At 38.4% G+C, this 10,195-nt stretch carries 8 protein-coding genes; all 8 read right to left on the minus strand.

The genetic code is table 11. The features are described 5' to 3' along the window. Positions 1 to 130: 130 nt before the first annotated feature. Positions 131 to 2,560: an SEC10/PgrA surface exclusion domain-containing protein gene (locus ACMZ6U_RS07135; protein WP_416107478.1), complete on the minus strand. Its 2,430-nt coding sequence runs from the start codon at positions 2,558 to 2,560 to the stop codon at positions 131 to 133. 132 nt (positions 2,561 to 2,692) lie between these two features. Continuing rightward, positions 2,693 to 3,514 (minus strand): pur operon repressor, encoded by an 822-nt coding sequence (purR, locus tag ACMZ6U_RS07140; protein ID WP_416107480.1) that lies wholly within the window; start codon positions 3,512 to 3,514, stop codon positions 2,693 to 2,695. A 198-nt stretch (positions 3,515 to 3,712) separates the two neighbouring features. After that, entirely contained in the window at positions 3,713 to 4,651 is a 939-nt protein-coding gene (locus tag ACMZ6U_RS07145; protein WP_416107482.1) for a 3'-5' exoribonuclease YhaM family protein, read from the minus strand. Further along, complete coding sequence (rmuC, locus tag ACMZ6U_RS07150) at positions 4,641 to 5,915, minus strand: DNA recombination protein RmuC (RefSeq protein WP_416107483.1); 1,275 nt, start codon at positions 5,913 to 5,915, stop codon at positions 4,641 to 4,643. The genes ACMZ6U_RS07145 and rmuC overlap by 11 nt, the downstream gene beginning before the upstream one ends. Positions 5,916 to 5,929: 14 nt before the next feature. After that, positions 5,930 to 6,556, minus strand: coding sequence for a thiamine diphosphokinase (locus ACMZ6U_RS07155; protein WP_416107485.1), 627 nt, complete (start codon positions 6,554 to 6,556; stop codon positions 5,930 to 5,932). Then, on the minus strand, positions 6,549 to 7,211 hold the full coding sequence (gene rpe, locus ACMZ6U_RS07160) for a ribulose-phosphate 3-epimerase (RefSeq protein ID WP_416107487.1): 663 nt from the start codon (positions 7,209 to 7,211) through the stop codon (positions 6,549 to 6,551). Before rpe ends, ACMZ6U_RS07155 begins: the two co-directional genes overlap by 8 nt. Before the next feature lie 6 nt (positions 7,212 to 7,217). Continuing rightward, complete coding sequence (gene rsgA / locus ACMZ6U_RS07165) at positions 7,218 to 8,090, minus strand: ribosome small subunit-dependent GTPase A (protein ID WP_416107488.1); 873 nt, start codon at positions 8,088 to 8,090, stop codon at positions 7,218 to 7,220. A gap of 824 nt (positions 8,091 to 8,914) precedes the next feature. Beyond that, the gene (locus tag ACMZ6U_RS07170; RefSeq protein WP_416107490.1) at positions 8,915 to 9,748 is read right to left on the minus strand and encodes an amino acid ABC transporter substrate-binding protein; all 834 of its coding nucleotides are present in this window, start codon (positions 9,746 to 9,748) and stop codon (positions 8,915 to 8,917) included. Between the last annotated feature and the right edge of the window lie 447 nt (positions 9,749 to 10,195).

The following is a 10,195-nucleotide window of genomic DNA, read 5'->3' on the forward strand; positions in this document are numbered from 1 at the left end:
GCACCTCAGATATACGACATGCCCGTCGTACCAAAAAGAGAGAACCGGAACGATTCTCTCTAGATGTTAGCTGTAAGTCACCCACTACAGTTGACGAAGAGCCTAAAATGTGTTCTATTTCAAATGGTTCTTATTTTTTGAGACGTTTTTTGTCAAGAACCATTGCTGCAAGACTAATCATGCTAACCCCTGAAAGTACAGAGATAGCAGCTGTATGATCACCTGTTTCTGGTAATGTAGCGACAGAAGCCTTGTTTGCTTTAGCAGTCTGTTTCGAAACATTAGCTAAGTCTGCCGTCACACTTGACTTCGGTGACTGAGCAACTGTTTTTTGAAGACTATTTGACTGTTGCTTATGAACAAGATTAGTAACGTTTGATTGCTGTACTAAATTTGATAATACAGTTTGAGACTGAGCTAGATTCTCTTTAGCAGTCTCATAAACAGCTAATGCTTCATTATAAGATAGCATCAACAATTCAAGTTTAGCAGCTTCAACAGCATGATTTGCTTGAGCAAGCTCTAATGCCGTTGTCAAATCTGCTACTTTTTCAGCAGCTTTTTCAACTAATGTTGGATCTGACAGTTTTGCCAACAATTCATTCCAGCTAGTAATAGTATTCTTTAGTTCTTTGACTTTTTGAGCTGATGTATTAACAGCAACTTGAAGCGCCTGTAATTTTTTAATTTCTGTTGTCAACTTATCTTGAGCAGCAAGTTGTTGTTCAAGATAAAGAGCTTCAGTTTGTTTTGCTTGCTCTAATTGTGCTAACAATTCAATTCTGCTGTTTGCTAGTTGCTTAGATAGATCCGTGAAAGCTGTCACACTAGATTTAGCAGTTGCTAGTTGCTGTTGTAAAGCAACAACTTTTTGCTGAGCATCCACCACAATGGCATTTGAAGACGCATCTTGTGATTTATCTTTCAAGTTAGAGATTTCTTGTGTCAGACTGGCAATTGTCGCTTTAAGAGCTGTTATTTGAGCTGTGTTATCAACCGCTGTAACTGTCCCCGAAAGAGATGTCGTGCTAAATTGACTAGCATTACGAATATTAGCAGATGGGATCACGTAAATATGCTGTGCATTTGAAGTTGATGAGACACCAAGGTAATAAGGGCCATTATTACTATTTTGGAGTAAACTAATGGTATGACCATATTTTGATGACACATCATTAAAGAGCATATAGACAATGCCATTGTAGAAGTAGTTTTTCAGTTGATCGACTGTTCTAGCATTCCCGAAGAAACCTAGACTTTCATAACCTCGATTATCAGTGGCAGATAAACCAGCATTTTGAGCATGCTTACCGATAATCGCTGAGCTATGAGGATTTGAAAGCACACCAAAACCAGTTCGACGATACTCTGCTGCGATAGCTGAAGCCATTTCTTGAGCAGTCTTTGTCACCGTAAAAGCTGTTAAACCAAGTTGTCCCCGAACATCATTTAGTAGGTCTCCAACAAACTGTGCCATTTCATTTTGAACTTCGGTTGATAGGTTGTTAGGATCGATATAGCGCGTTGTATCTGCGGCGATAGATTTGTATGCATTAGTCGTTGATCCACTACCATACTTGCTACCTTGTAATCCAGCTTCAATTTGCTTGGTGAGTTGTGAAACGGCTGCATTATAACCTGCTGAGAAAGTCCATCCGCTCTTCTCAATCGTAGTCAAAGCAGGTAATACTTGTGTTTTAAAGGTGTTTGGTAGCACAATTTTATTTGAACCAACAACATTGGTTTTTGCGACAACACCAGTCGCTTGATTCGCTTGAAGAGCAAGTAGTTCATCGTTTTTCTTAGACAATTCAGCCTGTTTGTCTGCAAGTTGTTTAGCAAGTTCTGTTTGTGCAGTCGCACTTGCTGTTGTTACAGCAGTTTCAGCAACTTTAAGTTCACTTTCTAAACGACTGACTTCTGACTTAGCTGCTGCTAAATTAGCTGTGATTTTTTCTGGTGCTTCGACTAAAGAGGTTAAATCACTAACTCGACTTGCTGCCTCTGATGCTAAACGAGCAACTTCTGATGCAGCCTCACTTTCTGAGCTAACAACTTGTGATTGAGACGTCATTTCAGATGATACTTGTTCTGCTGTTGCAGATTCAGAACTTAGAGCTGTTGTAGCTGAAGTTACTTGAGAGGTTAACTCAGATAAGTACTCAGAGGTTGCTTCTGATTTCAGCTGGATAGCTTCTGAATGTTCCGCTACTGCACTTGCCAACTGATCCGTTAAGGTTGCAACTTCTGACGTCGCTGTCTCAACAAGAGCTGATTGTGAGGTAACAGCTCCCTCTTGGTTAGCGAGTTCCTCTTTTGCGCTATTCACAGTCGCTTGGTTTGTTGCTACTAACGCACTTGCTTCACCAACCGTTGTCACTTGATTAGACTTATCTGTCTGTGTTGTGATCGCATTTTCTTTTAGCGTGGTAGGGGTAACGACTTCTGATGCACCAACAACATCATTCTGTCCCACAAAACTTAAGCCCATCAAGGCAATTGTTGATGTTGCAGCTGTCTTACCAGCATTTTTCCTAACTAATTTAACTCGTTTTGTCATAGCTTCTCACTCATTTTATTTTGGATTATTTATTTAAAAGTCTATTGTTATAAGCAATAGACTTTCACACATCTGAAATTATACCATCTTTATATTTCAGTTTTGTGACAATTTGATGTTAAGACGATAATTCTATAATGTTACATCAAAAATATTTCCTGTCTCTACGCTAACTTGACTGTTTTTAACATCTAACTCAGAAACTTTTAATAATGATTTATAAGAAACATCCATTTTTTCCGTCTGAGCATTCTCTGCAAAAACAGCAACACCCACCAACTCACTGTCAAATTCGTCTAACAGTCCCATCATACCTGTTACTGTACCACCACCTTTTAAGAAGTCATCTACAATAAGGACGCGACTGCCTGGTTTTAAACTGCGTTTTGATAAGAACATCTTTTCAATACGATCTGATGATCCACTGACATAGTTTACTGAAACGGTCGAACCTTCGGTAATTTTTAAATCACGACGAACAATAACAAAAGGTACATTAAGCACGTTAGCAACCGCATTAGCTAAAGGAACTCCTTTTGTAGCGACAGTCATTACAGCATCGATTTTTTCACCTTTGAAAGCATTAGCTATAATCCGACCGACATTTTGTAAAATAGTTGGCGTACTCAAGAGATCCGTCAAATAAAGATAACCACCAGGTAAAATACGATCACTCTCAGACAATTTGTCACACAAATCCTCGACAATTGCTAGAGCTTCTTCTTTTGCAATACTTGGAGTGAAAATGACTCCTCCACTTGCACCTGTAACCGTTTCAATTTCACCAATATGCCTTTCCTCAAAAGCTTTTTTAATAATCGCAATATCTTCTGAAATAGAAGATTTAGCTGCTTCATATTGGCTTGCGAAAGTGTTTAGATTTGTTAATTGATAAGGATTGTTAATAAGATAATTAGAAATGACAACCATTCGTTCACTACGTCTTAATTTCATGCTGTTTACTCCTTTGAATTTTGTGACGAAACAGTAGACCCACATGACTAAGGATTACACGACAGATAAATTACTCCTAATTAATCAACTTCATATCCCTGTTTTATCACTTATACTTTAGCCATTATAGCATAAAGTAAAGAAAAAGCGAACATTATGATAAAACAATGCCCACTTTTCTATATTTTTCTTTATCATTTACAGTTTTGGTTTGTAAAATGAACGATTATCTAAGGCAAATAGGCGTGCCGTCATCTCACCTTCACCAATACGGCTAAGCGCTGTAGTCATCATCATCATCTCAGCATCAATATTGTCAATCATATGGATAATTTCAGCTTCCATAATTTTCGGACGAACTGGGCTACCATACTCTAGGAGACCATGGTGACTGAGAACGATATGACGGAGTACCGTCACTTCCTCTCTAGTATCATCAATATTTAATTCTGTAACGACTTTTGTGATTTCTTCATCAATCAGAGCGATGTGCCCAATCAAATTACCACGAACCGTGTACTCTGTATTGTCTGGTCCCGACAATTCGATCACCTTAGCTAAGTCATGAAGCATAATTCCTGCGAACAAAAGACTCTTATTGAGCTCAGGATAAATATCACCGATAGCATCTCCCAAGCGAACCATCGTAGCAGTGTGGTAAGCTAATCCAGACTCAAAAGCATGATGATTGGTTTTGGCGGCAGGATAAGTAAAGAACTCCTGGTGGTATTTCCGATAGAGGGCTCGCACAATACGTTGCCAAGTGGCATTTTCAATTTTAAAGACCATCTGTTCTAAGTATTCTTTAACATCAGCGACATTGACAGGTGGTTTTTCTTTGAAATCCGCTGGATCATTCGGTTCACCATCTTCTGGTAAGCGAAGTTTGATTTGATTCACTTGAGGAGTATTATTATAAACTTCTCGGCGCCCTTCCATATGAACCACTTTTCCCGCCGTAAAAGTCTCAACATTATGCGATTGGGCATCCCAAAGATTTCCAGAAATTTCTCCCGAATCATCTTGGAAAGTCATCGCAAGAAAATCTTTACCTGCTCTCGTTTTACGTAATTCTGCTTTTTTGATGAGATAAAACCCTTCAAAGAGTTCATCTTTTTTCATTTGATTAATTTTCATAGGAGTCCTCGTCTTCTAAAGGGGAGATACCCAAAAGATTAGTGGTCGCACTATCTTGGTAGGTTTCGATTGTGTCTAAAGCACGTCTAATGGAATTAGTGCGTGTGGTTAACAGACTATCAACAGTCTTACTTGCAGTTGATAATTGCTTCTGCGCCTTGACCAGCATATTACCAAATTTATCAAACTCAAGTTTGACATTACCCAAAACCTTGCTGATATCATCTGCATTTTTTTGGATATTAAGTGTTCTAAAACCAACAGATAAAGAGTTTAAAAGAGCTGACAGAGTTGATGGACCAGCAACAACAATATTTTCGTCTCTCCTTAGACTGTCAAAGAAGGCCGATTGGCGAACCACTTCAGCATAAAGACCTTCCGTTGGTAGAAAGAGCACACCGAAGTTTGTGGTTTCAGGTGGCTTAATATATTTTTGATTGATATCTTTTGCAAAACGTTTGATACTAGCCAGAAGAGCCTTACGGTATCGTTCAATCTCCTCCCTATCACCACTCTCATATGCATCTTCTAGTCTATAATAATCCTCTAAAGGAAATTTAGAATCAATTGGGAGATAAACGTAGTCACCCTGACTAGCTCCAGGCATCTTGAGGGCGTATTCAACTCGTTCAGATGAGCCTGAAACCGTTGCAAATTCTCGTTCGTATTGACTCTCTGTCAAAATATCTTCGATAATCTGACCCAATTGAAGCTCTCCTAGAATACCACGTGTTTTGGTATTAGAAAGAACTTTATTAAGCGTCCCAACATCTTGTGCGACTGTTTTCATCTCACCAAGACCCCGATTAACAGACTCAAGTTGCTTAGACACACTATCAAACGATGCCTGTAAACGAGTCTGCAAGGTTTTTTCCAACTTTTCTTCAACTGTTAGGCGCATTTGTTCTAATCGTTTTTCATTAGAAGTCTGCATATCCTTAACAGCAAGTGTTAATTGTTGATTGATCGCTTCTAAGCGTTGGTCAGAGCGGTCTCGACTATCTGTCAAATTTTGATGTAAAACATCTCGGATATCAGTCAACTGTTGATAAATATCTGTCTGTAGGCGATTTAAGTCTTGACTGATTGCCAACCGTTGATCATTGGTTGAACTGGTCAACTGATAAGACACTTGCTCAGAGAGATTGTCAGCATGTTCCTCTAATTGGTCTTTAAGACTAGCTTCTAAATTGATCAGCTTGCGGTATAAAAAGAAAGTTAGCCCGAGGCTAGCCATCAAAAACAATATCATAAGCGTCTCCATCGTGGCTCCTTTCTTCAATTCTTACTCTCTATAACGATGACATATCCCGACGGAACAGTTACGCTAATAGGTTTTCCAACAGCCTCGTTGCTAGAGTATATTTTTTTCTTAAAATAATTCGCCGCAGTGAGTTCATACTTAGCACCCAAGATAGTGAGCTCCGTTTCTTCATCTGTCATAAAAGCCAGGTAGTCCATCTCTGGGTGAGCTAAAAACGTATGCTCTCCAGCTGGAAAATAAGAGATAACATTAGTCTCATTAGCCAAATGAATCTGACTCATAAAAGGTTGAAGTTCGGGGTCACTTGGAAGGAAGATATTGGATAGGAAATGGTCAATACGACCACCAAAGGCTCCAAATATTGTTGCCTGCGCTAGCGGATAAGCTTTAAATAGTAGTTTCAAGGCTAACTCCGTATCCGTATCATCTTTTTCTGCGGGTGACTGGTGAATAATCGCACCAGACGATTTTAGTTTTGCTAGTTCGTCTGAAGAGATGGAATCAAAATCACCGACAGCCCAATCCAGTGCGAAGCCATTTTCCAAAAGTCTCAGAGCACCTCGATCAATCCCAATGTAGAAATCAAAATCACCCTTCGGCGAACTATAATCACCGCCCGCTAGTAGTGCTACTTTAGTCATTTAAGGCCACACGCAAGGTTTCAACCTGAGAAACTAAATCTTGTGCTTTGAAGAGGTAAGACCCTGCAACAAAAACATTAGCACCAGCATCAGCACAAGCTTTAATGGTCTTATTATCAACGCCACCATCTACTTCAATGTCGAAAGTCAACCCTTTTGCTTGACGCAGTTGGGCAACCTTAGTCACTTTTTCCAAACATTCTGGAATGAAGGCTTGTCCACCAAAACCTGGATTAACAGTCATGATCAAGACTTGATCGACCAAAGCCAAAACAGGAATAAGGCTTTCAACCGGTGTTCCTGGATTGATAACGACACCAGCTTTCATGCCAGCAGCTTTGATTTTTTGAAGAGCACCATGAATATGAAGCGTACTCTCCGTATGAATGGTCATAATATCTGCACCAGCCTGAGCATAGGCATCAACAAAGCGTTCAGGATTAACCACCATGAGATGAACATCAAAAACTAATTTACTATGTTTACGCATACTAGCCACAACATCAGCACCAAAACTGATGTTTGGCACAAACTGACCATCCATGATATCAATATGAACGTACTCAGCGCTTGTTTCTTCGATGCGCTTTAGTTCAGAAGCAAAATTGGCATAATCAGCAGCTAAAATAGATGGAGCGATTTTTTGATTTGACATGATAGCCTACTTTCTTTTGATGACTTTTGCGTATGTTTCGCGACGATTTTCAATTTCACTGAGGAATTGCAGGTAATTATCATAGCGAGATCGCCAGATTTCACCGTTTTCAAGCGCTTCTTTAACACCACATGAGGGTTCATGGGTGTGACTACAGGACCGGAACTTACAAAAATGACTAGCTTTGCGGATTTCTGGGAAGGATTCACTCAGATCTTCAACAGTTTTCACTTCATAATCTAGTGATGAAAATCCTGGCGTATCTGCGATTTTTCCACCATGAACATTATAAAAACTGACTGCACGCGTCGTATGACGACCGCGTCCCAGACTATCCGATATCTCACCCGTTTCAAGAGCCAACTCTGGAGCAATCTTATTGAGCAAGGTTGATTTTCCAACACCCGTCTGACCCATAAAGACGGTGACTTTATCTTTTAGCATAGGGAGAAGCGCCTCTTGCGTGGTCACAAAGTCATAACCAATCTCACGATAGTTAGCTGCCACTGCTTCAATCTCAGCTGGATTATCCAATAAATCCATCTTGGAAATATAGATGACTGGTTGAATAAACTTATGCTCTAGCAAGACCAAAAAACGATCCAAAAGATTGGCATTAAAATCTGGCTCTTTAGCCGACATAATGACCACCGCTTGATCGATATTGACGATAGGGGGACGAACCAAACTATTCTTTCGGTCATAAATCTTTAAAATGTAACCTTCAGAATTATCCTCTGCGGAGAAATCCACAAAATCTCCTACATAGGGGGTCTGACCTTTTTTTCTAAAATTGCCTCTAGCTCTGGTTTGATAGACTTGGCCGTCACATTCTACATAGTAAAATCCTGCCAAGGCTTTGATAATTCTTCCTTGCAAATGAACTCCTTAGTAATTCAAGATATGCCTATTATACCAGAATTATCCTCAATCTTCAGCCACTAATTTCCTTTTCAAATCTCTAAGATAACAGACTTAGTATTTGATGTCCCAAAAAGGTCACAATTTGAAAACATAAGCCACAATAGAGACAAACTAGGCATACTTTTTTGAATTTACTAATCTTGTCACAAGGAATGTGACAAATAATAATAAAGGCGCCAAAAATAGTTAAAAAACGTAGCATTTGGCAAAGATAGTCTACTGCTAGCCAATGGGCAAGCGGAAGCAAGAGCAAAGCCCAAAGATAGATAAATTTAAAGCGGCGTACCCACCCACCTTTTCGACTGGTTTCCGTCATCAAAGCAAAGCAAGAAATTGTAGCCGAGACTGATATCAAACATGATAATATGTGCATAATCATTCCTTATTTTTTCTTCTTACTTATTTATTCGAAAAAAAAATATGGAAAAGTGTCAAAAATATCATTTTTTTTGATAATGGACCTTATACTCAATGAAAATCTAAATCTGAAACCATTTAAGTACAAGGTGTAAATCTGGACGATTTACTAGGATAAGGAGACTCGAACCATACTTCTATATTCAGATTTTGATCTAAAATCAGTATTATCATTCCACCCAGAAACTAACGAAGAGTTTTCTAAAAATAGAACGATATAAACATCAAAAAACACCTAAAGCAAAGGGCTTCAGGTGCTTGGGAGATTTTGGATCTTGCTGTAAAACTGAGATAAAGAATCTAAAAGATAATCGTTACCATTTCATTTTACTCAAGGAGACTTTTTATGTCTATTCTTAAACTTAGTTCGTTGGTACTTTCAATGCTGATTTAGCTGGAATATAGTCTTTGCTACCAAGGTATTCTTCAGCTAAATCACCCAGCGTACCATCTGCTTGGAGTTCTTTGATGCGCTTATTCACAAATTTTTGAAGATCATCTTCACCATCAGCGAAAATAAAGTAGATGTAAGGTTTTTCTTTAGCATCAATCTCAATAGTCTTAAGATTATCTAACCCTTGTGATTCAATGATACTGTTAACTGTTGGTGCATCAAATAATTTGAAATCTGTCTTACCTTCATTAAGACCACGAAGTGTCTGTGTAATGTCTTCACTTGAGAACTTCAACTCAACAGGATTATCGGAATGTTTTTTATTAAACTCTTCCAATTGTGTTACCGTTGATGTTCCTTGAACAACTTGTGTGGTGTGACCAGCAATATCATCATAAGTCTTGATGTCACTGTCTTTTGGCACTGCCAATACTGCTGGTGTTATCCCTGTTGGGTAAGAATAAAGGTATTTTGAAGCACGCTCTTCTGAGAATGACAAGTTGTTACCACTCATTTGGTATTTTCCTGCATCAAGTCCTGTGAAGATTGAAGACCAAGCAATTTTTTTGAAACTAACTTTGTATTCATCTGAATCTTTGAAGATTTCACGTGCTAATTCAACGTCAAACCCTGTTAATTTTCCATCTTTTTCATAAGAGAATGGAGCTGTTGTACCGACTGTCGCAAAGACTACTTCTTCTTTTCCAGATTTTTCTTTTGAAGCATCTGATGAACATGCTGCTAAAACAAGACCTGATACCAAAGCAAGGCCAGTTACAGCTAAAACTTTTTTCAATTTCATGTTAAAACTCCTTAAACTAATGCTTTTTGATAAACTCAAAAATATTTAAACTTATTATATCACTAATTGATGTTTTCACTGAACAATTAGCTATACCAATTCATTATCGTGCGATAGGCAAAAGCTATCAAGGTACTAATTTATACTATCACTTAACCGTCTTTAAACATTGATATAAAGGGATTTTCAACTTTATAACTATCCATTACCAACTATAAAAAACTTTGGTAATTTTTTGGTAATAGACGAGTTCAGCAAGCAAGAAATGCACCTTAACGGGTGCTTTTTTTACTGCTTAATTAAGTATATCATTCTAAGAACCTGTATTCATAAAAAATGTTAAACTAAAGATATGGCACGAAAAGCATATGATACTGATTTAACCGATCAAGAATGGGCTCAACTTGAACCTATTTCTCCAAACACCGCACCTATAAATGGTCTAAA

Source organism: Streptococcus pluranimalium (genome assembly GCF_047785745.1).
Taxonomy (GTDB): Bacteria; Bacillota; Bacilli; order Lactobacillales; family Streptococcaceae; genus Streptococcus; species Streptococcus pluranimalium_B.

Bases quoted from the DNA above. Each gene is read 5' to 3' on its own strand.
- ACMZ6U_RS07135 (WP_416107478.1), bottom strand. From the start codon at position 2,560: ATGACAAAACGAGTTAAATTAGTTAGGAAAAATGCTGGTAAGACAGCT.
- ACMZ6U_RS07155 (WP_416107485.1), bottom strand. From the start codon at position 6,556: ATGACTAAAGTAGCACTACTAGCGGGCGGTGATTATAGTTCGCCGAAG.
- purR (WP_416107480.1), bottom strand. From the start codon at position 3,514: ATGAAATTAAGACGTAGTGAACGAATGGTTGTCATTTCTAATTATCTT.
- rmuC (WP_416107483.1), bottom strand. From the start codon at position 5,915: ATGGAGACGCTTATGATATTGTTTTTGATGGCTAGCCTCGGGCTAACT.
- rpe (WP_416107487.1), bottom strand. From the start codon at position 7,211: ATGTCAAATCAAAAAATCGCTCCATCTATTTTAGCTGCTGATTATGCC.
- ACMZ6U_RS07145 (WP_416107482.1), bottom strand. From the start codon at position 4,651: ATGAAAATTAATCAAATGAAAAAAGATGAACTCTTTGAAGGGTTTTAT.
- ACMZ6U_RS07170 (WP_416107490.1), bottom strand. From the start codon at position 9,748: ATGAAATTGAAAAAAGTTTTAGCTGTAACTGGCCTTGCTTTGGTATCA.